The sequence below is a fragment of the Pandoraea iniqua genome (assembly GCF_902459685.1).
Classification (GTDB): Bacteria; Pseudomonadota; Gammaproteobacteria; order Burkholderiales; family Burkholderiaceae; genus Pandoraea; species Pandoraea iniqua.
This window is the reverse complement of the sequence record NZ_CABPSF010000007.1, coordinates 185097-210371: the sequence shown is the minus strand read 5'-3', so window position 1 is coordinate 210371 and position 25275 is coordinate 185097. Positions and strand designations below refer to the sequence as shown.

General features: G+C 62.5%; 21 protein-coding genes and 2 tRNA genes. 13 read left to right on the top strand and 10 right to left on the bottom strand.

What is annotated here, in order from left to right:
* Nucleotides 1–4 precede the first annotated feature (4 nt).
* The 8 genes from PIN31009_RS21945 (at nt 5) to msrA (ending at nt 8022) form a co-directional block, all read left to right on the top strand.
* Nucleotides 5–1249: an acyl-CoA dehydrogenase family protein gene (locus PIN31009_RS21945; protein ID WP_150684972.1), complete on the top strand. Its 1245-nt coding sequence runs from the start codon at nt 5–7 to the stop codon at nt 1247–1249.
* Between the two features lie 109 nt (nt 1250–1358).
* Nucleotides 1359–2921 (top strand): class I adenylate-forming enzyme family protein, encoded by a 1563-nt coding sequence (locus tag PIN31009_RS21940; protein WP_150791575.1) that lies wholly within the window; start codon nt 1359–1361, stop codon nt 2919–2921.
* A gap of 243 nt (nt 2922–3164) precedes the next feature.
* Nucleotides 3165–3911 (top strand): IclR family transcriptional regulator, encoded by a 747-nt coding sequence (locus PIN31009_RS21935; RefSeq protein ID WP_058377680.1) that lies wholly within the window; start codon nt 3165–3167, stop codon nt 3909–3911.
* Between the two features lie 36 nt (nt 3912–3947).
* Entirely contained in the window at nt 3948–4685 is a 738-nt protein-coding gene (locus PIN31009_RS21930; RefSeq protein ID WP_058377681.1) for a transporter substrate-binding domain-containing protein, read from the top strand.
* A gap of 107 nt (nt 4686–4792) precedes the next feature.
* On the top strand, nt 4793–5461 hold the full coding sequence (locus PIN31009_RS21925; protein ID WP_058377682.1) for an amino acid ABC transporter permease: 669 nt from the start codon (nt 4793–4795) through the stop codon (nt 5459–5461).
* The gene (locus PIN31009_RS21920) at nt 5458–6234 is read left to right on the top strand and encodes an amino acid ABC transporter ATP-binding protein (protein ID WP_150684969.1); all 777 of its coding nucleotides are present in this window, start codon (nt 5458–5460) and stop codon (nt 6232–6234) included. Before PIN31009_RS21925 ends, PIN31009_RS21920 begins: the two co-directional genes overlap by 4 nt.
* A 19-nt stretch (nt 6235–6253) precedes the next feature.
* A complete protein-coding gene (gene hutG, locus PIN31009_RS21915) occupies nt 6254–7201 on the top strand; it encodes a formimidoylglutamase (RefSeq protein WP_150684968.1) in 948 nt (315 codons plus the stop codon).
* A gap of 251 nt (nt 7202–7452) precedes the next feature.
* Nucleotides 7453–8022 carry a peptide-methionine (S)-S-oxide reductase MsrA gene (gene msrA / locus PIN31009_RS21910; RefSeq protein WP_150684967.1) on the top strand — a complete coding sequence of 190 codons (570 nt, stop codon included), beginning with the start codon at nt 7453–7455 and terminating at the stop codon, nt 8020–8022.
* Between the two features lie 120 nt (nt 8023–8142).
* On the opposite strand, the gene PIN31009_RS21905 is transcribed toward msrA, so the two are convergent.
* Nucleotides 8143–8856 carry a hypothetical protein gene (locus tag PIN31009_RS21905; protein ID WP_150791574.1) on the bottom strand — a complete coding sequence of 238 codons (714 nt, stop codon included), beginning with the start codon at nt 8854–8856 and terminating at the stop codon, nt 8143–8145.
* Between the two features lie 169 nt (nt 8857–9025).
* Nucleotides 9026–9412, bottom strand: coding sequence for a hypothetical protein (locus tag PIN31009_RS21900; protein ID WP_150791573.1), 387 nt, complete (start codon nt 9410–9412; stop codon nt 9026–9028).
* 414 nt (nt 9413–9826) lie between these two features.
* Here PIN31009_RS21900 and PIN31009_RS21895 point away from each other — a divergent pair, with 414 nt between their 5' ends.
* Together PIN31009_RS21895 and fabV are read left to right on the top strand one after the other, a co-directional pair.
* Nucleotides 9827–11365, top strand: a complete 1539-nt coding sequence (locus tag PIN31009_RS21895) for an MFS transporter (RefSeq protein WP_150791633.1) — start codon at nt 9827–9829, stop codon at nt 11363–11365.
* Between the two features lie 89 nt (nt 11366–11454).
* On the top strand, nt 11455–12648 hold the full coding sequence (gene fabV / locus PIN31009_RS21890; RefSeq protein WP_150791572.1) for an enoyl-ACP reductase FabV: 1194 nt from the start codon (nt 11455–11457) through the stop codon (nt 12646–12648).
* A gap of 73 nt (nt 12649–12721) precedes the next feature.
* Here fabV and PIN31009_RS21885 read toward each other — a convergent pair whose 3' ends face one another.
* The 4 genes from PIN31009_RS21885 to PIN31009_RS21870 form a co-directional block, all read right to left on the bottom strand.
* Nucleotides 12722–13906: a DUF72 domain-containing protein gene (locus tag PIN31009_RS21885; protein WP_150791571.1), complete on the bottom strand. Its 1185-nt coding sequence runs from the start codon at nt 13904–13906 to the stop codon at nt 12722–12724.
* Nucleotides 13907–13999: 93 nt separating this feature from the next.
* Complete coding sequence (locus PIN31009_RS21880) at nt 14000–15220, bottom strand: SAM-dependent methyltransferase (protein WP_150684962.1); 1221 nt, start codon at nt 15218–15220, stop codon at nt 14000–14002.
* 114 nt (nt 15221–15334) lie between these two features.
* Nucleotides 15335–15982, bottom strand: coding sequence for a pyridoxamine 5'-phosphate oxidase (gene pdxH, locus PIN31009_RS21875; RefSeq protein ID WP_150791570.1), 648 nt, complete (start codon nt 15980–15982; stop codon nt 15335–15337).
* Between the two features lie 263 nt (nt 15983–16245).
* Nucleotides 16246–18303, bottom strand: coding sequence for an AsmA family protein (locus PIN31009_RS21870; protein WP_246185800.1), 2058 nt, complete (start codon nt 18301–18303; stop codon nt 16246–16248).
* Between the two features lie 19 nt (nt 18304–18322).
* On the opposite strand from PIN31009_RS21870, the gene tcdA reads away from it, so the two are divergent.
* Nucleotides 18323–19171, top strand: a complete 849-nt coding sequence (tcdA, locus tag PIN31009_RS21865; RefSeq protein WP_150791569.1) for a tRNA cyclic N6-threonylcarbamoyladenosine(37) synthase TcdA — start codon at nt 18323–18325, stop codon at nt 19169–19171.
* 149 nt (nt 19172–19320) lie between these two features.
* On the opposite strand, the gene PIN31009_RS21860 is transcribed toward tcdA, so the two are convergent.
* Nucleotides 19321–20973 carry an AMP-binding protein gene (locus tag PIN31009_RS21860; RefSeq protein WP_150684959.1) on the bottom strand — a complete coding sequence of 551 codons (1653 nt, stop codon included), beginning with the start codon at nt 20971–20973 and terminating at the stop codon, nt 19321–19323.
* Nucleotides 20974–21380: 407 nt separating this feature from the next.
* On the opposite strand from PIN31009_RS21860, the gene PIN31009_RS21855 reads away from it, so the two are divergent.
* Together PIN31009_RS21855 and PIN31009_RS21850 are read left to right on the top strand one after the other, a co-directional pair.
* Nucleotides 21381–21457 (top strand) — tRNA-Arg (locus PIN31009_RS21855).
* A gap of 149 nt (nt 21458–21606) precedes the next feature.
* A tRNA-Arg gene (locus tag PIN31009_RS21850) sits at nt 21607–21683 on the top strand.
* Between the two features lie 62 nt (nt 21684–21745).
* Here the strand turns inward: PIN31009_RS21850 and PIN31009_RS21845 are convergent.
* The 3 genes from PIN31009_RS21845 to PIN31009_RS21835 all read right to left on the bottom strand — a co-directional run bounded on the left by PIN31009_RS21845 (nt 21746) and on the right by PIN31009_RS21835 (nt 25274).
* The gene (locus tag PIN31009_RS21845; protein WP_150791568.1) at nt 21746–22603 is read right to left on the bottom strand and encodes a nucleotidyl transferase AbiEii/AbiGii toxin family protein; all 858 of its coding nucleotides are present in this window, start codon (nt 22601–22603) and stop codon (nt 21746–21748) included.
* Nucleotides 22584–23693 carry a type IV toxin-antitoxin system AbiEi family antitoxin gene (locus tag PIN31009_RS21840; protein WP_150791567.1) on the bottom strand — a complete coding sequence of 370 codons (1110 nt, stop codon included), beginning with the start codon at nt 23691–23693 and terminating at the stop codon, nt 22584–22586. Before PIN31009_RS21840 ends, PIN31009_RS21845 begins: the two co-directional genes overlap by 20 nt.
* 141 nt (nt 23694–23834) lie before the next feature.
* Entirely contained in the window at nt 23835–25274 is a 1440-nt protein-coding gene (locus PIN31009_RS21835) for an efflux transporter outer membrane subunit (RefSeq protein WP_150791566.1), read from the bottom strand.
* Nucleotide 25275 lies beyond the last annotated feature (1 nt).

The window sequence follows — 25275 nt, the reverse complement described above, 5'->3', positions numbered from 1 at the left end:
AACCGTGGCCTATCAGCCCCCTTCGATCGTCGGCGAACACTATCCGCTCACCGACAAGCAACGTCGTCTGCTGGCCCTCGCCGAGCAGGTGGGACGCGAGTCACTCGCCCCGCGCGCCGCGCGCTGGGACCGTGAAGCCACGTTCCCGTTCGAGAACTACGACGACATGCGCGCGGCCGGGCTGCTCAAGCTCTGCATTCCCGAAGCGCACGGCGGGCTGGGGGCGGACTTCGCCACGTACATGATGGTGTCGGCCGAACTGGGCCGTCACTGCGGCGCGACTGCGCTCACGTTCAACATGCATACGTGTTCGATGATGTGGACCGGCATTCTGGCCGACGATCTCGACATGACCGAGGAACAGCGCGTCGAACACGCCCGCTATCGCGAGCATCATTTCGCCCGCGTGACGAAAGACGGCGCCGTCTACGCACAGCCGTTCTCCGAAGGCAGCGCAGCGGCGGCGGGCAAGGCCCCGTTCGGCACCACGGCCACCAAGGTCGACGGCGGCTGGATGATCAACGGCCGCAAGATCTTCGCATCGCTCTCGGGGGCCGCCAATTATTACGGCGTGCTCTGCACCGAAGACAAGCCCGAGCTGTCGATGAAAGACACGATGTACATTGCCGTGCCGGGCGACGCGCCGGGCGTGACGGTCACCGGTGACTGGGACCCGCTGGGCATGCGCGGCACGGTCTCGCGCACGTTGTTGTTCAAAGATGTGTTCGTGCCGGACGAACTGCAACTGATGCCGCGCGGCGTCTACTATCAGGCGGCGAGCCGCTGGCCGCACATGTTCATGACGCTCGCCCCCACTTACATGGGCATCGCGCAGGCGGCCTATGATTTCACCGTGAAATACCTGCGCGGCGAAGCCGAGGGCATGGGCGCACCGATCAAGCGTCGCATGTATCCGACCAAGCAGATCGCGGTGGCGCAGATGCACATCATGCTCGAGCAGACGCGCGCGCTTTTCCTGCGCGCGTTGCAGGACGGCCGCGCTGACCCGGGTAAGGAAGCGCGCCTGCGTGCCTATGCTGCGCAGTACACGATCATGGAGAACGCCAACGAGATGTGCCGGCTGGCGATTCGCACGTGCGGCGGGCAGTCGATGCTCAAGACGCTGCCACTCGAACGGATGTATCGCGACTCGCGTTGCGGCGCATTGATGCTGCCGTGGACGGCCGAACTCTGCCTCGATCGCATCGGGCGTGAAGCGCTTTACGAACCGGGCGAACGCGACGAATAAGCCGCACCAATCAGTGGCACGAATGAGCCGCATGAATCAGCCGCATGAATCAGCCGAACGAATAAGCGGAACTGTGCAAGCTGAAACACCTCTTGTCACGGAGGACAAGTTGACGCCTTTTGTAGAAGCGCTTGCCCGTCACGCGCGCGCCACGCCAGAGCGGCTGGCGCTGCGTTGCGGTGTGGGGCAGCAGGCTGAAGAAACCGACTACGCCGCGCTGTGGCGGCGCATCGAGCGCGTGGGTGGGCATCTGCGCGAGACGTGGCGTATCGCGCCGGGGGATCGCATCGCGTGCCTCGGTCTCAACGACGAGTTGCAGATCGCGCTGCTGTTTGCGTGTGCCCGTGCGGGGGCGATCTTCCTGCCGCTGAACTTCCGGCTGGCCGTGCCGGAGCTTGCCGCCATCGTGCGTCATGCAGGCGTGCGCGTGCTGTGGTTCGACGCGGAGCATCGCACCGCGGCCCGCGAGATTCGCGACGCGCTCGAACAAGAGGCCATCACCGATCTGCCGCCGCCGGCCATTGCGCCGATCGAAGGCCTGATTGCCGTGCCGTCGATCAAGCCTGTCGTATATCCCGACGTTTCGCCCGATGCGCCTGTGCTGCTGGCCTACACGTCGGGCACGACCGGCGAGCCGAAAGGCGCATTGCACACGCAGACGGGCCTGCTCGCCAACGCCGAAGCCAGTTGGTGGGCGCACGACATGCGTGCCGACGATCACGTACTGTCGACGCTGCCGATGTTCCACGTGGGCGGTCTTTGTATTCAGACGCTGCCGGCGTTGCTGCGCGGTGCCAGTGTCACGCTGCACCCGCGCTTCGATCCGGCGGCATGGCTGGCCGATGTGGCGTCGCGTCGTCCCACACTCTCGTTGATGGTCCCGGCGACGATGCGCGCGGTGCAATTGCATCCGGCATGGCCGACAACCGATCTGTCGTCGCTGCGTGGTGTCATGGCGGGTTCGTCCGTGGTGCCGTTGTCGGCGATCGATGCGTTTCACGCGCGCGGCATTCCGCTGGGGCAGGTGTATGGCGCGACCGAGACCGGTCCGGTGTCGATTGCGTTGCGCTTCGGTGAAGCCAAGGCTCATCCGGGGGCGGTGGGCCGTGCGTGTCCGGCGGTGGAAGTGCGACTGGCCGATACCGCTGGCAACGAGGTCGCGCCGGGCGAGGTCGGCGAGATTCTCGTGCGCGCGCCAAACGTCATGCGCGAATACTGGCGCGCCCCGCAACACGCGTCGTTCGTCGAGGGGTGGTTCCGTTCGGGAGACCTTGCGCGCTTACGCGAAGACGGCTGCTTCGAAGTGGTCGGGCGCAGCAAGGACATGATCATCTCGGGCGGCGAGAACATCTATCCGGCAGAAATCGAAAATGCGCTGGTGGATTGCCCGGGCGTACTCGAAGCGGCCGTGGTGGGTGTTGCCGACGAACGCTGGGGAGAAGTCCCCGTCGCGGCCATCGTCGCTGCGCCGGTGGCAGGCTCATCGGCCGAAGTGACACCACAAGCGGTGCTCGACTACCTCGGCACACGTATCGCGCGCTTCAAGTTGCCGCGCCGGGTGGTGATACTCGACACATTGCCGAAAAGTGCGCTTGGGAAAGTGCAAAAACCGATTCTCACCGCGTGGCTATCGAAACCGGAGGAAGGGCAAATCCCAACTGCGAGTCGATAATCAGAGGACTTCCTCAAATTGCTCTGTAAAACGCCGAACCCCTTGTTAATCAAGGGGTTCGGCGTTTTTGCTTATGTCGCTTACGCAATGCATAAGGGAAAATCCCTATGAGTAAATCCTCATTTTGTTACCATCCCATGGGAATTTGATTTTTTACTTTGGGAATTTCCTCGCAAGATACGCCCATGTCGTCATCGGCGTTCAACCCCGCCGATTTTTTTGCTTTTTTCTGGTTTTAGGACGATGGACACCACCGAAGCTCATTCGGTCTCCGAACGCGTTTTACAGGTCCTCGTGACCGTAGCGCGTCACGGACGCCCGATCGCGGCACGCGAGATCGCCGCGCAGACGAGCCTGCCGCTCTCCACGGTTTACCGCCACCTCGTACCCCTGAAGAAATGGGGGCTGGTGCAGGAACACGCCCATGAGGCGTTGTATGAACCGGGTCCGGTCGGCGTGCAACTGGCGTGGGGTTTCGACCACAACTCGCATCTTGTCACGCAGGCGCGTGAAGAAATCGACGCCCTTGTGCAGCGCACCGGCGAGACCGTCGGCCTGCTGGTCGCCGCCAACGGTCAGGTGGTCTGCCTCGACATGCACGAGAGCGAGCAATCGCTGCGTTGCTCGTTCGCGAAAGGCCGCGCGCATCCGCTGGTGCACGGCGCCTCGGCCAAGGCATTGCTCTCCTTCCTGCCGCAAGCGACCCGCGAGACCCTGATCGGCCGTCAGTTGGCTGGCCAGCCGGTCGCGCAGGAGCGTCTGATCGCGCAGGTCGAAGAGATTCGCAAGCAGCGTTATGCGGTGTCCGAGAGCGAAGTGGATTTCGGCGTCTGGGGCGTGTCGGCCCCGGTGTTTGCCGCCAAAGAACGCCTGGAGGGCACCATCACGCTGATGGCGCCGGCCGTGCGCGTGGCCCAGCGCCACGAAGAGCTGATCCGCCTGACCGTGGCGGCAGCCGAGCGTATTTCGAACCGATTGCAATATTTTTAACCGGTTACCCGACCGAGACTACACGAGGAGTACCAGATGAAATTGCGTCACATTCTGTTCACGATGGCGCTGGCCGTCACGTGTTCGAGCAAGGTTTTCGCGGCTGACGACGTGCTGCGCGTCGCCACCGATGCCACCTTCCCGCCGTTCGAATACGTGGAAAACGGTAAGCGTACCGGCTTCGACGTCGAAATGATCGAAGCGCTCGGCAAGGCCATGGGCAAGAAGGTCGAATGGACCGACATCGACTTCAAGGGTCTGATTCCGGCATTGCAATCGAAGCGCGTCGATGTGGCCGCCTCGGCCATCTACATCACCGACGAGCGCCTGAAGGTCGTGAACTTCACGCACCCGTACTACACCGGCGGTCTGGCCATCATGGTCAAGGCTGACAACAACACCATCAAAGAGCCGGCCGATCTGAACGGCAAGAAGGTGTCGGTGCAGGTGGGTACGAAGTCGGTGCAGTTCCTGACGGAAAACTATCCGAAGGTGCAGCGCGTGGAAGTCGAGAAGAACCAGGAAATGTTCAATCTGGTGGAAATCGGCCGTGCTGACGCCGCCGTGACCGGCAAGCCGGCGGCGCTGCTGTACGCCAAGGCACGCCCGGGCGTGAAGGTGCTCGACAAGACGCTGACGATCGAGCGTTACGGTTTCGCCGTGCGTAAGAGCGACACCGAGCTGACCAACGAAATGAATCAGGCGCTGGAAAAGATTCGTGCCGACGGCACCTACGCCGCACTGGTGACCAAGTACTTCGGCACGTCGAAGTAAGTTCGCAAGCCGCAACGACCTGAGACCGGGCAGATACCTCGCCCGGTCGCAGGTTGGCCGCGGCAAGAAAGTCGCAATAAAGCAGTAGAGCAACTGACGGAGTACGCATGGAACTCGATTTTTCGCCGGTGTGGGCAAACTGGCAGGACCTCGCGCACGGCGCGCTCGTTACCGTCGAGGTAACTGTCTGCGCGCTGGCCTTGGGCTGCGTGTTGGGTTTGCTGGTCGGCATGGGGCGCCTGAATCCGGCGCATCGCATCCGCTACGGCATCTGCACCATCTACGTCACGTTCATTCGTGGCACGCCGCTGCTGGTGCAGCTCTTTATCCTGTTCTTCGGCCTGCCGCAGTTCAACATTCTGCTGCCGGCGTTCCTGTGCGGTGTACTGGGTCTGGGCATTTATAGCGGTGCCTACGTCTCGGAAATCGTACGGGGCGCCATCCAGTCGATCGAGCGCGGCCAGATGGAAGCCGCCCGCTCGCTCGGTATGCCCTACGGCATGGCCATGCGCTCGGTGATTCTGCCGCAGGCGATCGTGCGCATGATTCCGCCGCTGGGTAACGAATTCATTGCGCTGATCAAGAACTCGGCACTCGTGTCGTTGCTCACCATTCACGACGTGATGCACGAAGGCCAGAAGATCATCAGCGTGTCGTACCGCTCGCTGGAAGTGTATCTGGCGATTGCGTTTGTTTATCTGATTCTGACCGGTGCCACCACGCTGCTGTTGCAGCGCGCCGAGAAGTCCCTGCGTGCCGGAGGTGCCGTGCAATGAGCAATGTGAAGAAAGACATCGGCGCGCCGATTCTCAAGATCGAAGGGCTGGGCAAGGCCTACGGCAGCCATCAGGTGCTCAAGGGCATCGACTTCGAAGTCGATGCGCGTCAGGTGGTCGTGGTCATCGGGCCGAGCGGCTCGGGCAAGAGCACGTTCCTGCGCTGCTGCAACGGGCTGGAAACGGCCGAGCAGGGCACCATCGAGATCGTCGGCAAGAAGCTCGTCGATCACGGCAAGATGATGAGCGAGAACGCCCTCAACGACCTGCGCACCGAAGTGGGCATGGTGTTCCAGTCGTTCAATCTGTTCCCGCATCTGACGGTGCTCGAGAACGTGACGCTGGCGCCGAAGAAGCTGCGCGGCATGAAGGGCGCGGAAGCCGAAAAACTGGCGCGCGAGTTGCTCGCCAAAGTGGGGCTCGCCGCCAAGGCCGACGTGTTCCCGGGCACGCTCTCGGGCGGTCAGAAGCAGCGTGTGGCCATTGCGCGTGCGCTGGCCATGCAGCCGCAGGTCATGCTCTTCGACGAACCGACGTCGGCGCTCGACCCGGAACTCGTGGGCGAAGTGCTGCAAGTGATGAAGGCCCTCGCCAACGACGGCATGACCATGCTGGTCGTGACGCACGAAATGGGCTTCGCCCGCGAAGTGGCCGACGTGGTCGTCGTGATGGATCAGGGCCGCATCATCGAAGCCGGTGCGCCCGAACAGATTTTCACCGCACCGCGTGAAGCGCGTACGCGTGAATTTCTGCAAGCAGTTATCGCACGGTAAGGGCAAGGCAGGTACACGTATGACAATCGATCGAACGGTGTGGCAAGGCCGCGTGGATACTGGCGAAGCCGGTCACACGCTGCGTCTGCATCAGGTGCTGCGCGACTACGATGCGACACAGGTCGCGGGCGGCGCTGTCGTCTTGGGTTTTTGCAGTGACGAAGGCGTGCGCCGCAATCACGGGCGTCAGGGTGCGGTAGCTGGCCCCGACATGCTGCGCCGCGCGTTGGCGAGCCTGCCCGTGCAGGGCACGCCGGCCGTGTTCGACGGCGGCAACGTCGTGTGCGCCGACGACCGGCTTGAAGCGGCGCAGGCCGCCCTCGGCCATCGCGTGGCCGAAGTGCTGGCCGCTGGCGCACGTCCGGTGGTGCTCGGCGGCGGTCATGAAATCGCCTACGGCACGTTTCTCGGTATCGCCGAACACTTCGGCGACCGTCTGCGCGACGAGCCGATTCTGATCCTCAATTTCGACGCGCACTTCGACTTGCGTGCGCAACCGACGGCCAGCTCGGGCACGCCGTTCTGGCAGATCTCACAGTTGCTCGCCGGGCGTCAGGCGCCGTTCCATTACGCGTGTCTGGGCGTGAGCCGGTATAGCAATACTGACGCCTTGTTCGAACGTGCGAAGGCACTCGATGTCGACTTCTGGCTCGATGCGGAAATGCTGGCGCATCGTCTGCCGGAAATGTGCGAACGGCTGGAGAAGAAGCTCGCCCGCGTGAGCCACGTCTATCTGACCATCGACATGGATGTGCTGCCGGGCGAGAAGGCCCCGGGCGTGTCGGCACCGGCAGCGCACGGCGTCGCATTCGAGGTGGTCGAGGCGCTTATCGGTGTGGTTCGCCGCTCGGGCAAATTGCGCGTGGCCGATATTGCCGAGTACAACCCGACGTACGACCGCGATGGACTGACGGCACGCGTGGGCGCACGTCTGCTGCACCCGTTGATCACGCAGATCAACGACTGAGCGAGGCTGAAACAAGGCCAGAGCAAGGTTGAAGCAAGGCCGAAGCAACGCTGAATGTGCAGGCGATGGCAGGAGACGATGGGCGCGAAGGGTTATTTGCGCCCATCGCGGAATTTCTGCGCGACAATAGGGCGGGCGATCGAAAGTGATCGCCCGCCCTATTTGTTTTGGTGCGTGTTTTGGTGCGCCGCCGCAAAAATCTCCGGATTTCGCGGGGCGCCCGCCGTCCGAAGTCGACAAGCGAGGTCACGATGACAGAGCAGACGAATTCCCCGAACGATGCCAACACCGAAGTCGCCACCTTGGCCGGTGGCTGTTTCTGGTGTCTTGAGGCTTGTTACCAGCAGCTTGACGGCGTGAAGCGCGTCGTCTCAGGGTACGAGGGCGGTCAGGTCGATAACCCAAGTTACGAGCAGGTTTGCGAGGGCGATACGGGCCACGCCGAAGTGGTGCGCCTGACTTACGATCCGGACATCGTCAGCTATGAAGAATTGCTGATCGTATTCTTCTCGATTCACGATCCGACCACGCTGAACCGGCAGGGCAACGACGTCGGCACGCAATATCGTTCGGCGATCTTTTATCACGACGAGAAGCAGAAGCAGGTGGCCGAGCATCTGATTGCCGAGCTGATGGCAGAGATGACCTATCCGGCACCGATCGTCACGCAAGTCGTCCCCGAAGAGACGTTCTGGCCGGCCGAGGCTTATCACCAGAACTACTTCGTCCAGCATCCCGATCAGGGCTACTGCGCGTACGTCGTCGCCCCGAAACTCAAGAAATTCCGCGAGAAGTTCTCGCGCCGTTTGAAGGCCGCTTGAAGGCCGCTTGATGACGGTCGCTTGATGAAGGCCGCTTGAGCGTAAGCGCCGGACTCGCACGTGAGACGGATACCGTTCTCACGTGCGGCGTCGCGTACCGCGCTTACGCGTCAGCGGTGCTCAGAGAATGGCGCAGCGCATAGCCGCCCTCGGCATCGTCTGCGCATCCGCCGTCACCAGTGATTCGGCCTCACGGCGTTGCTGGCATGTCGCGAGATGGCGCGTGAAATCGGCGATTTGCATCATCGCCGGCGTGATCCTCGTCTCCCTGTTTTCCCGTGCACCGTGCCCAGCCATCCCCGCGGCCCCGTAATGGAAGTCGATGATGGCTGCATGGGCGCTCGCGACATCGTGTCGATACTCGTTGGGGGTGTCGAGAAACATGAGCTCGCTGGCACCGAAGTCCAGCAACTCCGCCTCGCCGGGCTCTCCTTCACTGACAGAAAAGACGCCGCTTGCCACCGCGTGCGCGCCCACGTCATAGCGCAATGCGTTGAGCGTGCCGGGCGCGTATTCGGGGTCGTCGCGCAGTAGCGACGGCAGGCCAATTTGGCCGATGACGCGTTCAAGCGAAGTGGCATCCCCTTGCGGATGCAGCGTGAGAATCGTCGTTAACATCTCGCGCAGTTGCGCGTTGCCGGGCACGCAGGCGTTCGGGCAACCGTCTCGTGGCGTCAACAATTCCGTCAGTGCGTTTCGGACATAGCGGTCGACCGGCACCGGCGTGCACTCGATGACACCGAGCCGGAAACGATCGGTCGCGCCGAGGGAGAGGGACGGCCCCGCAGGCAGTGCCGGTCGCGCATTGGTCATTGCGCGCAGATCGGCGGCCACACGAGGTGGTTCGGCCGAACGCAGGCCGAGGCTGGAGGGTTCGCTTGGCAGGGCAAGGGCGGGAGCGATGGCGTAGGAAGGCGGGCAAAGCGTAGGACTGACGACGGCAAGACTCGGCATGTAACGCGATCTCCTGAGCGTTGAGGCGGGTTTCAGGCGGGAATGAGGCTCATCCCACCACGGTGACTGGCATTCCCTCGGCTTCGGCGAACAGAATCAGGCAGTGTTCCCCCACATCCAGCGCGTGACCGTAGGCGGCGTCGAAGCTCTCGAAAACGAAGGCTTCTCTGGCGTCGGCAACGGGTTGCGTCACGATTTCGAACCGATGGTGATCGAACCGGATATCAAGATACGTATCGCTCTCGTGAAACCAGACGACGTAGCCCCCGAAGGGCAGTGAGGCGGGGGGCTCGCGCACCGTTGCCGTGTCGGCCGTGTCCGCCGCGACAGGCTCGGCGGACGTGGCGGTGCAGGGAGCCTGCTGCGTCAAACGGGCATTGGGCGGCTGAGCATCCAGCCAGCGCTGATAGTCGTCACGAAAGGGCCGATCCGTCATGGGCGTATCTCCTTGGGAATGACAATGGCGCCTGTGAGGCGCCGGGGCGATGGTGCGATAAGTGACGTCCGCCGGTTGTTGCGAACGGGCTTTTCTTTGCGGAATTTGCGTCGTGTCGGGCGAGGCAAACGGCATCCCGTGGGCGCGGCCGATGGGGTGGAGCTCACGCCCCTTGGGATGTGTCGATAGTGCCTTCCGGGACCGGGCGGTAGTGCAAGGGACTTCCGAAAACGGTCTAGGACAGCACCTCGATCCAGAAAATTCGCCAATCTCCAGCCGCTTTCCACTGAAAACCCTCGCCGATACTAAACGTTCATATCTTCATTATTTTTCGCATAGAATGACGGCTCCCCTCATGAAGTCTTCAGGTAGTTAGCCGTGCGCCCCCTGCCTTTTCGCGATGCGTTGATGGCCATGATTGGCATCGCGCTCGTCAACATGCTGGTCGCTCTTGACCAGACCGTTGTCAGTACTGCCCTCCCGTCCATCGTCGCCGAACTCAAGGGTTTCGAGTATTACGCCTGGATCGCCAGCATTTATTTGCTCGCGTCCGTCGTGACCGTGCCGGTTTTCGGGCGGCTGGGCGACTATTTCGGCCGTCGCCAGTTCGTCATTGCCTCGGTGGTTACCTTTACGGCGGCCTCGGTGCTGTGCGGTCTGGCGCCCAATATGCCGTTCCTGATCTTCGCGCGAGCGTTGCAGGGGCTGGGTGGCGGGATGATGGTCGGCACGGCGTTCGCCTCGGTGCCCGATCTCTTTCCCGATGCGCGTTCGCGCGTGCGCTGGCAGGTGGTGATTACCACGGCGTACGGCATCGGCACGGCGGCCGGCCCCTCGTTGGGCGGTTTGCTCTCCGAGCACTTCGGCTGGCGTTCCACCTTCTTCATCAACCTGCCAGTGGGCCTCGCCGCGCTGTATTTCGTGTGGCGGTATCTGCCGAAATTCCCGTCGGTGCACAAGGGCGATGTCCGCGTCGACTGGCGCGGTGCGCTCTGGATCGCGGTGGTGCTGGGCGGTTTTCAGGTGTTTATCGAGAACGTGCCGGCGCATGGCGCGTCGCTCACCAATCTGTTGCTGATCGTGGCGGTCGTCGTCGGTTTTTGGGTGTTGTTGCGCACCGAGCGTCGCGCCACGCACCCGATCGTGCCGCTCGACATGTTCCGGCACCCGCAACTGGTGGTGCTTTTCACGTTGTCCGTGCTGATCGGCTTCGTGATGTACTCGCTGATCTTCTTCGCGCCGCTGCTGCTGCAAGGCGGCTTCGGCCTGAGTCCGCAAACGGCCGGGCTCATTGCCACGCCGATTGCCGCGTGCATTGCGCTGGGCAGCTTCATCAACACGCCCATCGTGGTACGCCTGTCGCGCCCGACCAACATGCTGATCCTCGGCTTCTGCCTGCTGGCCGTCGCCTCGGCCGGCGTCGGGCTGGCGCATCGCGAAACCTCGCACGCGGTACTCGCGCTGATGATGGCGTTTGCGGGCATCGGCATCGGCTTCATCCTGAACAACATGAACGTGTTCGGGCAGGAGATTGCCGGGCGCGAGCGCTTTGGCATTACCACCGCGCTGCTCCAGTCGACGCGTATGGTCGGCGGCATGCTCGGCACGACCATCGTCGGCACGCTCGTCAATCATTGGTACGCCAGCGGTGTGGCCGGTGCCGTGTCGGCCTACGACGGCACGCCGGCGTCGCACGCGGTCACGCGGGCCCTCGATCCGCGCATTCTGATCGACCCGGCGCTGCGCGGCGACTTGCTCACCGACCTGCGCGCCATGGGGATCGACGGCATGCCGCTCGTTGAAACCGCCCGCCAGACGCTGGTTAGCGCCGTGCACGCCGGCGTGCTGCTCACCGGCGTGGCGGCGATCGTCGCCGCACTGCTCGTGCGCCGCATCCGCCAGATTCAGTTCCCGAAGCGGCTCGACCGGTCCGTGGTCGTCGCGCCGGAATAACGCGATAAGACGATAAGGCGTCGACCTCGTTTACAATGCGCGGTGTTTGCCGGTATGCGGCATCACCGAATTTTGTGAACGAGGTTTCCATGATCATCAAGCCACGCGTGCGCGGCTTCATCTGCGTCACCACCCATCCCGTCGGCTGCGAAGCCAACGTCAAGCAACAGATCGAGTACGTGAAGGCTCAGGGCCCGATCGCCAACGGCCCGAAGAAGGTGCTCGTGCTCGGCGCGTCCACCGGTTACGGTCTGGCCGCCCGCATCACGGCCGCCTTCGGTTGCGACGCCGCCACGCTCGGCGTCTTCTTCGAGCGTGCCGGTTCTGAGACGAAGCCGGCGACCCCGGGTTGGTACAACACGGCGGCGTTCGACAAGTTCGCCACCGAAAAGGGGCTGTACGCCAAGAGCATCAACGGCGATGCCTTCTCCAAGGAAATCAAGGCCAAGACCATCGAGACGATCAAGAACGATCTCGGTCAGGTCGATCTGGTCGTCTACAGCCTCGCCGCACCGCGCCGCATCCACCCGGAAACGGGGCAGGTCTTCAATTCCGTGCTCAAGCCCATCGGCAAATCGGTGACGCTGCGCGGTATCGATACCGACAAGGAAGTAGTCAAAGAGTCGGTGCTCGAACCGGCATCGCAGGAAGAAATCGACAACACCGTGGCCGTCATGGGCGGTGAAGACTGGCAAATGTGGATCGACGCGCTGGCCGAAGCCGGTGTGCTCGCCCCGGGTGCCAAGACCACGGCATTCACGTATCTCGGCGAGAAGATCACGCACGACATCTACTGGAATGGTTCGATCGGCGCCGCCAAGCGCGATCTCGACGACAAGGTACTGAACATCCGTGCCAAGCTCGCCGCCAATGGTGGCGATGCCCGCGTGGCCGTGCTCAAGGCGCTGGTCACGCAGGCCAGCTCCGCGATTCCGATGATGCCGCTGTACCTGTCGCTGCTGTTCAAGGTGATGAAGGAACAGGGCACGCACGAAGGCTGTATCGAGCAGATCTACGGTCTGTACAAAGACAGCCTTTACAACGCGGCGCCGTTGCTCGACGACGATGGCCGTGTGCGTACCGATCAGAAGGAACTGTCGCCGGAAGTGCAGACGGCCGTGATGGCGCTGTGGGACAAGGTGACCAACGACAATCTGTACGAATTGACCGATTTCGCGGGCTACAAGCAGGAATTCCTGCGCCTGTTCGGCTTCGAGATCGACGGTGTGGACTATGACGCCGATGTGAATCCGGACGTGCAGATTCCGCATCTGGTCGCGTAAGTTGACCCGGTAAGCCTCACAAGGTTGTCCGGACGAGGGCCTGACCCCGGCGAATTGATTGAATTCGCTGGCGTCAGGCCCTCGGCGTTTCTACGTCTGTGGCGCCGGTGTCCGGTGTGCCGGTTGTGTCGGCAGCCGGTGTCGATAGTTCGGCAATTCGCTCGGCCAGCGCCTGACACGATAGCGGCGACGAACCCTCTGCCTTGTTGTTGACGATCACATAGACCGGGTGACCGGCCAGCGCATAGTGCGTGGCCAGCGCGGCGAGCACGTCGCGAGTCGTTGGGTCGGGGTCGACGATCTTGTCGAACGGCGCGTACTTCGCTTTGGCTTGCTCGTAGCGATGCCCGCTGTTGAGATTCCAGCGCACCACCAGCGGTCCGGCGCCGGCTTCATCGAGCATCGCCAGTGCGGCCGCCTGCCGCTCCACATGTGGCATACGCGCATGCAGGCCGATGCAATAACGCACGCCCAGTTGCCCGAGCGCGCGCATCAGCCGGGGCGTCAGCAACGCGCCGTCGCGAATCTCCAACGCATAACAGGGTCCCGGCGTCGGTGCACCCGAATTCGGATCGTCCGGCAGCGCCGGCAGCGGTGGCAACGCCGCGAAAAACGCCTCAATACGCTGCACCAGCGCAGGAATATCACGCAGGAGCTCCGAGGGCAGCGGCGACATCTGGAATACCAGCACGCCCGCCTTCGCACCGAGCCCGGTCAGGCAGGGCGTGACAAATTGCTCAGCCGCAATGCGCGCATCGAGAAAGCAGGGGTTCGACGACAGGCCTTCGCCTTTCTCGCCGCGCACGACGGCATCTGTGACGAGGGTCGGCGCCTTGACCAGAAATCGGAAGCTGTCGGGCACTTGCTCGGCGTACTTCTGATATTCGACGATCGTCATCGGCTTGTAGAACGACCGGTCGATGCCGACGCAGCGCAGTACCGGATGACTCGCGTACGCGGTGAGCCCCTGACGGGAGAGCTTGGTATCGCTGTAGTCGTCATCCCAGACAATCCCCTTCCAGCCCGGAAACGACCACGACGAAGTCCCCAGCCGGATGTTGCCCGGGAGGGCGTTACCCGTGGTTTGCAGGGTGGGGGAAACGGCAGCCGCACCGACGCCGCCACGGCGGGACGTGCCCGCGCGGCGGTCGGTAGATTCGGGGGCGGTGGGAACGAGAGGGACCGGACCGATCTGCCCGGCGCGCCCGCCCGGCGCAGGATCGTCAGGCGGTGCCCCAAACAGATCGAACTGACTCATGAATACCTACGACGCGATGGATGACGGTATGGACGACGACGGACAACGCGATTAGAACACGTCCCGCAGGTTGGCCGTCGTCACGTCAGCCGCTCATCCCCCGATCGGGTTCTCGTACATATAGCGACGCGACCACGGCAGACCCTTGGCCGGCTGCCCCGCCTTGCGGCACACGATCTGATAAATCGACACATGATCGTGTTCGAACGCGTACGCACAACCCGCGAGATACACGCGCCACACGCGGAAGCGCTCTTCGCCCGCCAGCTCGCGCAGACGCGGCGCATGCGCTTCGAAGCGTTCCGACCAGAGCGTGAGCGTACGCGCGTAGTGACGGCGCAGACTCTCCACGTCGCTCGCTTCGAGCCCACCGCGCTGCATCGACTCCAGCGCAAGGCTGATGTGCGGCAGTTCACCGTTCGGGAACACGTACTTATCGATGAATTCGCCACCGCCCATCGCGGTTTCGCCACTGTCCGGGTCGGTCGAGGTGATGCCGTGATTCATCGCGACGCCATCGTCCTTGAGCAGCGATGCCATCTTGGCGAAGTAGTCGGTGAGGTTCTTGCGGCCCACGTGTTCGAACATGCCCACGCTGGTGATGCGATCGAACTGGCCTTCGACGTCGCGGTAATCCTGAATGCGGATCTCGATCTGATCCTGAAGGCCCGCCTTCTTCACCCGCTCGGTCGCCAGATCGTACTGGTTTTGCGAGAGCGTGACGCCCACGCACTTCGCGCCGAACTTCTTGGCCGCGCGAATCACCAGCGCACCCCACCCGCAGCCGATATCGAGCAAGGTCTGCCCGGGCTGCACCTGAATCTTGGTGAGGATGTGATCGATCTTCTTTTCCTGCGCCGTATCGAGGTCTTCGTCGCCCTGCTCGAAGTAGGCACACGAATAGACCATGTTCTTATCCAGCCAGAGCTGGTAGAAGTCGTTCGATACGTCGTAGTGAAACTCGATCGAGCGCTTGTCGGACTGCTTTGTGTGATTGAAGTGGCGTGTAATGCGCCCGAGCGGACCGATCGCCGAGAGACTGCTGCCGGCGAGCGCGTAGCTCATGTCGATAACGTCGGAGAGCTTGCCTTCGACGTCGATCTCGCCCTTCACGTACGCCTCGCCGAGATTGTCGAGGCTGGGGGTCAGCAAGCGCGTCATGGCCGCGGGGCCATTGACGCGCAACGTCACGCTGGGGTTGTCGAACGCACCAAAATCATAGTGCTGCCCGTTCCAGAGCGCGAGGCGGATCGGCAGGTTGGAGGAAGTCTTGACGCCGCTGACCCAGCTTTCGAGTTTTTTCTCCCACAACATGGATGTGCTCCAAGTGTCACCAAAAAAACTTTAAGTCCGTACCGCACGGCGCGGCGACGTCTCCTCGTCAAACGGGCGGGCAGGCGTACCGCGTCGGCCAAGCCGATGCGTGGGTCAGGGTGAAAGGCGCGCCACGCGCCACGACCCATCGGCAAGCCGGAAATACTTGATTCGATCATGCAGGCGCGACACGCGGCCCTGCCAGAATTCGATGCTCTCGGGGTTGAGGCGATAGCCGCCCCAGTGCGGCGGGCGCGGCGGGGCGTCGCCGAACTGGCGCCGGAAATCCGCTTCACGCTCCTCGATGATGCTGCGATCGGCCACTTCGGCGCTCTGCACCGAGGCCCAGGCACCCAGTCGTGAGCCGACCGGACGCGAGTGATAGTAGGCGTCGCTTTCTGCTTCTGTCACCTTCTCGACGCGTCCCTCGATGCGCACCTGACGCTCGAGTTCGATCCAGTGGAACAGCAGACAGCCGTACGGCGTCGCGGCCAGTTCCTGCCCCTTACGCGATTCGTAATTCGTGAAAAACGTGAAGCCGCGTTCGTCGACGCCCTTGATGAGCACGATGCGTGCGTCGGGACGGCCGTCGGGCGTCACCGTGGCGAGCGTCATCGCATTCGGCTCGGGCAGTTGGGCCGCGAGCGCTTGCTCAAACCAGCGTTGGAATTGGTCGAGCGGGCTGGGCGCTACGTCGGCCTCGGAAAGTGAGCCGAGGGCGTAGTTTTTGCGCAGGTCCGCGAGTGATGGCGTCTGGGTCACGACGATCGTTGTCGGTCAGTTGCGGTTGGGGGTTGCGACACAGTATAGCGAAGAGTCGGCGAATTTGCGCACGTGGCGATTTGTCGCATCGCCGACACGCCATCGCGCCGAATGCCGCGTAGTACGGGCATCCAGCGCCATGTGCTTGATATTTAAGGAGTGAACTAATTTGCCGGCTCGCTGGCGCCGCGCGGCAACGATGGCGCCGGCGGGGTGCCGCAAATCCCTGCGGCTGGCATGGGATTTGCGGTGTCCGAGGCGGCTCAGGGCGCCTCGCGGCCCGCCCCGAAAGTGGGCGCCGTGCTGGGCACCGGTGCGCCGCGCGAGGGCGTCGCCGCTTTGCCGTTCGCACCGGGCACCGCCTTGGCCGCCCCGGGGTTGCGGCTCGCCGGGCGTTGCAGGTTGGCGAGCAGCTCGCCGCACGGGCTGTCCTTGCCCGGGCCGAGTTCGAGCAGCGGCACGAGCGCCGTGTACGGGGCGAGCACCCCGAGCGCGATGGCGCCGCCCGCCCGGGCGACCAGCGTCGGCACGTTCACGCCCACATCTGGGTGCTTGAACGTGCCGTGCACGTACAGAGGCGAGCGCAACGACAGGAGACCGAAGTGTTTCGGCTCGGGGCGGATCGTCAGGTTGAAGCGTTCGCGCTTGAGATCGACCTGCCCCGTCACGCCGATACTCGTGTCGTCGGTATCGATCACGAAGGTGCGGGCATCCATGATGCCGTCGCGCACCGCAAAATCGGCCGCCGCACAGCGCATCTCGATCTGCTTGTCGCCAAAGAGCTTGGTGAGCACGATGTTGCCCACGTTCATCCCGAGATACTGCAACAGCAGTTTGCTGACCGAGCCGCGATCGATCAGCGTCTTGATCTCGCCGTTCGACGAGCCGGCCAGCGCAGCAATGGAGTTGCCGGTGGCGGTCAGTGCGGCGTCGCCATTGACTTCACCGACGCTGGTCTTCATCAGGTCCACCTCGGGCAGCAGTTCCTTCATCTTCAGATGTCGCAACGAGACCTGCGAGTCGACCTTCATCGGTTCGGCTTGCCCGTTGAGCACCAGATTGGACGTGATGCGCCCGCCCGCCACACCGAACTCCAGCGGCTTGAGCGAGAGCACGCCGTCGTCGAGCACCACGTGGGTGACGAGGTTGTCGATCGGCAGACTCTTGTCCTTGATGATCTTGCGGCCAGTGAACTGCACATCGGCGTCGATGGCACGCCAGCGGTCCGTCTTGAACGGATCGACGGGCAATACCTTGTCCGACGGCGGCGCTTTCGGCTTGCCGGAAAGATCGCTGCCGCCCGACGGGTTCTGGCCCCCGACGACCGGGCCCAGATCGACCAGCCGCAGCTGATTCGAGACCACGGCGCCTTGCAGAATGTTGCGCGGCTCGCGTTGGCGGAACACCAGCGTGCCCGACAGATCGCTCTGGCCGACCTTGCCCTGAAAGCGCTCATAACGCCACACGCCGGCCGTATGCAGCAGATGGCCGTTGGTTTCGTAGGCAGGGGTTTCCGGCAGCAGCACGCCGGTAATCGGATAGAGGTCGGCCATCGTCGGGCCGGCCAGACGCAGGTGCATGTCGAGCGCGGAGAGCGTGGCCGGGTTGGTGAACGTGCCGCGCGCCGCAATTTGTGTGCGCCCGATACGCACGCTGGCGTCGAGCGGGTAGGGGTCTCCCGAGTCCTCCAGCGAGAGCACGTCGCCCCCGCGGGCTTTACCGGTCACGGCGGCCTTGCGGAACGTGCCTTTGAGTGTCACGCCGATGCCATACGGGGCTTGCCCGTCGATGGTGGCGACATTGGCGGTCAGGTCGAGCTGTTGCGGCACGATATTGGCGCGAATCACGCCGTCTTCGAGAATCAGGCGGCCGATGCGAAACTTCCACGGCGAGGGCTCGCCGTTGCTCTTGGTGAAGGTCCAGTTGTTCTGGCCGTCGGCCCGTTCTTCGACAAGTATCTTGGGCGCGGAGAGCGTGACTTCGGGCAGGACGATGCGTTTGTCGAGCAATGGCAGCCATTCGAGCGAGAACGTGAGGCGGCCGAGCGAGATCATGTTCGGCGTCTCGCTCCACGCAACATTGCCTAACACGATATCATTCGCGATCAGGCGAGGCCGCGGCAGCCAGCGCCCCAGTCCCGGGGTCTGTGCGTTCGGGGCGAGCCAGTGCAGTGACAGGTCGCCGCGAATCTCGAACGGCCGGCCGGTCGCGGTGCTCACTTCCCGATTGATCCAGGGCCGGGCGTAGTTCCAGTCAAACCACGTGATGAACGCCGCGAATGCCAGCACGATGGCGACCAGAGTGATCGCCAGCCATTTCAAGGACGTTATCCATCGCATCATGAACAGTACCCCGTCGATTATTGTTGCTCCGGTGTCTGCCACGCCATCGGAGGAGGATTTTGACGCGAACCGCCGTTTTGGCGGTATCGCGCGTTTATACGGTGACGACGGTCTCGCGCGCCTGCGTGAAGCGCACGTCGCGGTCATCGGCATCGGCGGCGTTGGCTCGTGGGTGGCGGAAGCACTGGCGCGCAGCGCCGTGGGCCGGCTCACCCTCATCGATCTCGATAACGTCGCCGAAAGCAATACCAATCGTCAGGTGCACGCGCTTGACGGCAACTACGGCAAGCCGAAAGTTGCCGCGATGGCCGAACGTATTCTGGCCATCAATCCTGCCTGTCAAGTTACGCTTATCGAGGACTTCGTGGAACTGGAGAACCTCGACACGATGCTTGGCGGTGGCTTCGACTGGATCATCGATGCCATCGACAGCGTGCGGGTGAAGACGGCGCTTATCGCGTGGTGCGTGGCGCATAAGCAGCGTCTTATCACCGTCGGCGGGGCCGGCGGTCAGATCGATCCGACACGCATTCGTATCGACGATCTTGCTCGCACGATTCAAGATCCGTTGCTGGCGAAAGTGCGTGCGCAATTACGCAAGCAACATGGTTTTGTCCGTGGTCCTAAAGCCAAGTTCAACGTGCCGGCCGTGTACTCCGACGAGCCTTTGCAGTACCCCGAAGCGGTTTGCGCCCCGGGCGAAACCCCCGATGCTGCTGATGGGCCTCAGGGGCTCAATTGCGCGGGTTTCGGCTCAAGCATGTGTGTCACAGCGACATTCGGCATGGCGGCTGCCGCGCACGTTCTGAAGCAGATGACGATGCGTGCCCCGAGAGCACGCACCTGACGTGTCTTTGTTTTACCAAGTCACGCGCGCCACGTCTGTAACCAAAAGTTACCAATGGACGTGAGGTCGATGTGACGGCGCGACCGAGCGTGGAATGAAAAACGGCCGGGGACTGAACAGACCCCGGTCGTTTTTCATTGACATACCGATCAGCGAAGTTCGCGGCGCAGCACCTTGCCCACGGGCGTTTTCGGCAGTTCTTTGCGGAACTCGATCACGTGCGGCACCTTGTAGTTCGTGAGGTGCTGGCGGCAGAAGTCGATCACGATCTGCTCGGTCAGGTCGGCCGACTTTTTGACGATGACCGCCTTGACCGCTTCGCCCGTACGCTCGCTCGGCACCCCGACGACGGCCGATTCGAGCACGCCCGGGCACATCGCGAGCACGCCTTCCACTTCGTTCGGATAGACGTTGAAGCCCGACACGATAATCATGTCCTTCTTACGATCGGTAATACGAACGTAGCCTTGCTCGTCCATCGTGCCGATGTCGCCGGTGCGCAGCCAGCCATCGGGCGTGATGGTCTTTGCCGTTTCGTCGTCCCGGTGCCAGTAGCCCTTCATGACTTGCGGGCCGCGCACGCAGATCTCGCCTTCCTGACCAAAGCCGAGGGCTTCGTTGGCGTCGTTGCGGATGCTGACCTCGGTCGACGAAATCGGCAGCCCGATCGAGCCGTTGAACTCGCTGCCGAGCGGGTTGATACACACGGCCGGCGATGTTTCGGTCAAGCCGTACGCTTCGATGAGCGGATGCCCGGTCACTTGGCGCCAGCGCTCGGCCACAGCGCGTTGCACGGCGGCACCGCCACCGAGGGCGCACTTGAGGGCGCTGAAGTCGAGCTTGTCGAACCCCGGGGTATTGAGCAGGCCGTTGAAGAGCGTGTTCACGCCGGTCATGAACGTGAACTTCCACTTGCTCAATTCCTTCACGAAGCCCGGCATGTCGCGCGGGTTGGTGATGAGCAGGTTGAGCGCGCCTAGTTGCAGGAACACGAGGCAGTTCGCGGTCAGGCAGAAGATGTGATACAGCGGCAGCGCCGTGACGATGATCTCTTTGCCCTCTTCGAGACCGGAGCCGATCCAGGCGCGTGCCTGCAACATATTGGCGATCATGTTGCGGTGCGTGAGCATCGCGCCCTTGGCCACGCCGGTGGTGCCGCCTGTGTATTGCAGGAAGGCGATGTCGTCGTGACCGAGTTTCACGTCGTTCAGCTTGGCGCGCGCGCCTTGCGCGAGTGCATCGCGAAACGACACGGCGTGCGGAATATTCCAGTCGGGCACCATCTTCTTCACATGGCGCACCACGTAGTTCACGATCCAGCGCTTCGGGGCGGGCACGAGGTCGCCGATGGCCGTCGTGATGATGTGCTTGACGGGCGTGTCGGGCAGGGCCTTTTGCAGCGTGGCGGCGAAGTTCTCGATGACGACGATGGCGGCGCAGCCGGCGTCCTTGAGTTGGTGTTCGAGCTCACCGGCGGTGTAGAGCGGGTTGACGTTCACGACGACCATGCCGGCGCGCAGGATGCCGAAGACGGCGACCGGGTATTGCAGCAGGTTGGGCGACATGATCGCGACCCGCGAGCCTCGCTCGAGACCGGGCAGACTTTGCAGATAGGCGGCGAAGTCGCGCGATTTTTTCTCGAGGTCGGCGAACGTCATCGTCACGCCGAGGTTGGAGAAGGACGGGCGATTTGCGAATTTCTGGCAGCTTTGAAGAAACAGGTCGTTCAGCGAACGATACGCGTTGACGTCGATCTCGGCCGGCACGCCGGGCGGATAGCTCTTGAGCCAGACTTTTTCCATGAGCGCCTCCTTGAATATGGTTTTTATCGCATCGTCGCTTCCGGGGGAAGGGGGTTCCCCGTGGCGCCGTGCCTGTTTTGAATGTCGACGCGCGAAATGGTGCGCTGCCCGATGTTCCCTTGGGGAACTGTGCTCGGTGCAGGCGGCGCCTTGAGCGCAGAAATCATGCGTCGCAAAAAGCCGTAGGATACCGTGTCGTTTGCGCGCGTAGCAGAGGGAATCCCATGATTTGGCGCGGGTTTGCGTGGAGTAATTGTTCTAGCGGCAAACACTTGCCACGGTGGGCGATTCCGCGCTAATCCCGCATGGAATGCGCGGTGAGGCGGGGAAATCAGGGATATGACAAAAGAATTGCAAAAAACACTTGCGCGGTGAGTTGGTTTCTTACATAATTCTGTTCTCACAGCGCGGCTGTAGCTCAGTTGGATAGAGTACTTGGCTACGAACCAAGGGGTCGTGGGTTCGAATCCTGCCAGCCGCGCCATCTGATTCGAGGGTCTCCTCACGGAGACCCTTAGTTTTTCGGGAGAGTCTTTCCCGTTGGCGCACCTAGTTTTTAGACAGGGCATGCGTTGATGAGAAAGCGTATCGACAGCGTCAAATCGTCTGATCGGTACCTCGCGTGCAGTTTGTGCGGCTGTAGCTCAGTTGGATAGAGTACTTGGCTACGAACCAAGGGGTCGTGGGTTCGAATCCTGCCAGCCGCACCACGTAGTAGAAAAAACGCTCCAGAGGCGAAAGCTTCTGGAGCGTTTTTCATTGGTGCGCCGGTTCAGAGTCGGTCATTCAATCCCTTGGCGAGTTGATCGACGAGGCGCTCGCAGTGTGAGTAAGCGTGGTTGACCTCGGTGGCAGGTGACACCATGGCGATGATCAAGCGGTCACGAAGTTTCCCGTCGGCCAACCAGGTTTCTATCTCGTCACGGACCCGCATACCCAGAATCGTCCGAATGTCTTTGCCGAGAAGGCAAGCGCCTGCGAGCGTTTGATCGTAATCGCAGGCCATCAAGGTCATCATCTCTTCGCCGTAAAGGCGGTCCAGATTGCCCGCCTCAGCATAGGTCTCCAATAATTGCCGGAGATCTATTGCGTCTTTGCCATTCTCGTGACCGCGTTCTCGCCATGCGACCAGTTTCATGGACGTGAGTCCTGGAATAGACGCGACACGCATGGAAACACCCTCCTCGAGCGCCACGCTCAGTGAGGTGCTGTGAGCTTCGGCGTATCCCGCGACACGCATCATGATCGCCCAATCGGGTGGCCAAGCAATTCGATGGTCTGCATCCGCGATATTGCCGAAGGGCAGCAGATCCACGGGCAGCGGCGCGAGTCCTTTAGCGACGAACCGCAAGCGCTCGGGGCGCTGCGGCGTTGCATGGAACTCGCCGGTCGCGACAAGCGCGGCACTCATGCGACTGAACATTTCCCAGTCGGGCAGGAGCATGGCGATATCGACATCGAAACTGGCCCGCTGAATGCGAAAGCCGAACTGATAGTGGAGCAGAATATCGCGCGCGGTGGCGCCAGCGACAAACCACTCGATGCCAAGTCTTGCGGCTTCGCGCGCGACACGGCTGAGCATCGCGTGCTGGTTGGCAGGCAGAGCGTGCCTAAGCCCAATCGAAACCATTGCTTGTCTCCATCGCGTTGCGAAGCGCTCGTGCCGCTTCGCGATTGCGTGGCTCCCTCGTTCTCATCAAGTCTGCATAGACTAGTGGCGCAGGTGCAATGTTTCGATAGGTTCGCGTTCTGGCGTAGTTATCGTCAAATTCCCAAAAGGCATCGACGACCTCGAGGGAGCCCATGGGGTCGGCCCGTAATCGATGATCCATCGCCAAGTTTTTCAGCAAGTCGTGTCGTGCATCTGGTTTGACATATAGCGTCTGTGCAGCCGGACGCAACTCGCCAAACACTTTGTTGACAGCGACTTCGCCACCCCATTGGGCCAAGCCCTCGACGTCGTAGTCCACCCACCAATCTTGCGAGGCGAGCGTGAATCGTTGTGACGGGAGTTTCGGATAAATGCGTTGCTCATAACCGATCACCCATTCGTCCAGCAGTGTTGACGTCGAGAGCAGGTGTCGGCCGGCTTTTGAACTGTCGTCACTGAGAAGGTGTCTTGCGCGCCAGCTATCGAAGGTTCCCGCAACGGAGCCGACCGAGACGCCTGCGGCATGCGCGATATCCCGATACGACTTATTGAGGAGTTCAGCGTCACGCATCACAGCAAACATGACGTGTAGTGCGGCCGTCGACGTGGCTTTAGTCAGAGGACGTTGTGCTTGCCAAGTGTTATTTGCGCGCTCCGGAAGTCGGCGCCCCACGATCTGGATGTGTAGGCCGTCGGCATGGAGAAACGCGTTTCCCGCAAGGTCGATGAACTGGGCCTGCCGCGCGATGCATGTCTCGGCCATCCCGCGCGTCAGATGTGACGTGACCAGTAGCGTTGGTCGGTCGGTATCGGTCGACGAAAGTCCTGCGAGGGCAGTGGTGAGCGTGTTTGTGTTCAGCGTCTCCGGTCTAAGCACGGCGAGATAGTGAACATGACGCTCGCCGATTTGCAGCGCGACTTCCATTGAGGCGCCGGCTTGTGCCGCCGCCGGACGCGTCCCAGCGATCGCGACGTCGATCCTGAGTGAATCGCCCAACGCATCGACAGCGGTGCGAATGAAATCCAGGTTGGATTCATCGCCGGGGTGAGTCTGTAGATTGCTCATCATTTCGCTGTGTCCCGCGCGGGACAAATGGAAATTCTGAGCAATCTAGCATTATTCCTGCCGATGTTCAATTTTTATATTTGTTCAAAAAATGTGAACAAAAATATTTATTGAACATCGGCCATACGATACGCCATCGTCGCCTTACCCCACCTGCCACCCCAACCCCAACGCCTTTTGCAGCGTCACGAACGACTTGAGCAATTGCGCGTCGCCGGCGATGCGGTCCTGCTCGGCGGAGAAGCGTGTGCGTTCGGCATCGAGCCAGTCGAGCGTGCTTGCTGTACCGGCGCGATAGCGTTGACGCGTGAGCGTTGCGGCGCGGGTGGCCGACGCCTCCACACTGCGCAGCCGGTAGACGTTCTCGCGCTGGTGTCCGTAGCGGGCGAGCGCCACGTCGGCGTCGCGCAGCGCCGTCAACACGGCACTTTCGTACTTCGCCTGCGCCTGATCGCGCCCGGCCTTCGCGCCGTCGACACCGGCCTGCACGCGACCGAAGTCGAGCACGTTCCATTGCAGACGCGGCAGCGCCATCCAGCTGAAGTTCTCCTTGCGCACGAGATGACCGGGGTCGAGTGCCGAATAGCCGAGCTCACCCATGATCGAAAGCTTCGGGAACCAGTTCGCGGTCTGCACGCCGATCTGCGCGTTCTGCGATGCCAGACGCCGCTCTGCCGCACGAATATCCGGACGCGCCTGCAACAGGGCCGTCGGGTCGCCGATCGCCACCTTCGCAGGCACTGTCGGCAACGCCTTGGGTGCCTTGAATTCCGCGTCGAGCGCGCCCGGCGCACGGCCTGTCAGCAGCGCCAACTGATCGAGTGATTCGATGACGTCCGCCTCCAGTGGCAACACCCGCGATTGCGTCTGCTCCACCTGCGTCACCAGACGTTCCACATCAAGCTCCGATGCCACACCACCGGCACGCCGCTGACGCGTGAGGTCCAGCATCTCGCCCTCAAGCTGCGCAGAGTCGCGCACCAGTGCCAGACGTGCCTGCTGATCGCGCAACGCGACATAGGTCTGCGCGACCTCGGCGGCCAACTGCACATGCGCATCGGCGAGATCCTCCGACGCCGCATCGGCGTCGGCGCTCGCCGCTTCCACGGCCCGGCGCGTGCCGCCGAACAGATCGACTTCCCAACTGGCATCGAAGCCCGCGATATACAGATCGAGCGGACCACGCCCGCTTGAGCCGCTGCCCCCATTCCCTCCGAGCAGGCTCAAATCGGGAGAACGCGTGCGCAGCATCGTCACATCCACCGTGCCTTTCGGCAGCAGATCGGCCTCGTGACTGCGCAGGCTGGCGCGCGACTGGCGCACTTTCGCCTGTGCCGCACGAATGTCCGGGCTGTGCGCGATGGCATCGTCGATGAGGGCGGTGAGTTGCGCATCGTCGAGCGCCGTCCACCAACGTGCCACGCCGGGCGTATGCGCTTCGACGCCGTTACCCGCATGCGGATAGGCGCCCGTGCGCATGGCGTCGCCGGCGACATCGGGCGCGCCGTGGTAATCGGGGCCGACCGTGCAGCCCGCAACGAGAAGCGCCGAAGCAACGGCCAAGGTTCGCAAATAAAGAGTCATG